General features: G+C 48.7%; 1 protein-coding gene and 1 pseudogene. Both read right to left on the bottom strand.

The genetic code is table 11. The features are described 5' to 3' along the window. Window positions 1-292, bottom strand: a pseudogene (locus ABD915_RS10195) (hypothetical protein); the annotation flags it as partial. After that, the coding region (locus ABD915_RS10190; protein ID WP_345117853.1) for a phage virion morphogenesis family protein at window positions 289-571 on the bottom strand (283 nt) is incomplete at its 5' end. The gene ABD915_RS10190 and the pseudogene ABD915_RS10195, both read right to left, overlap by 4 nt.

The raw sequence follows: 571 nt of genomic DNA, 5'->3' as shown, positions 1-571 counted from the left end.
CTTCTGCCAAAAGCCAACTGGAAACATCCCGCTCTTTGCCCGTGGTGATAATAAAAGCCCCTAAATGAAGATCAGCACTCATCTGTCCAGAAGCCATAGGATTTAAACGACTTTCTAACACCGCAACCCGTATTGCTGGAGCCACCAGCATCTGTGTTTCAAGCTCTTCTAAATTAAAACGCCCAAATTGACAGCCGCAATCGCGCACATCTGGCAAAGCCCTTTTAAGGCTCCTTATCACCGCCTCACGAAACTGATTGATGCGCCCCAGACTCTCAACAGCTTGTCTCATGAAAAGACCCTTTCCAGCCAATCCTCTGCTGCTTTGACAATTTCCACTTTATTGCGCTCTGAAAGCCCTAAATAGGCACGTGCCGGCATGGTCACTTGAGGCACACAAACAAAACGCTGTGCCTTGCTGCTTTTAAGAAAAAAGCGCAGGGTTTTGCCATTTTTCGGGAAAATAGCCCCACCCAATTGATGAATCCGCGCATAAACCAACCCAGAGCCCACAATCACCTGTTCTGGTGAGGCTTTCATATCAATGGAGCGTGAGAGCGCCCCACTGGCA

Origin of the sequence: Bartonella jaculi, from assembly GCF_039543045.1 — a bacterium.
In the GTDB taxonomy this organism is placed as follows: Bacteria; Pseudomonadota; Alphaproteobacteria; order Rhizobiales; family Rhizobiaceae; genus Bartonella; species Bartonella jaculi.
This window is presented reverse-complemented; position numbering and strand designations above follow the sequence as displayed.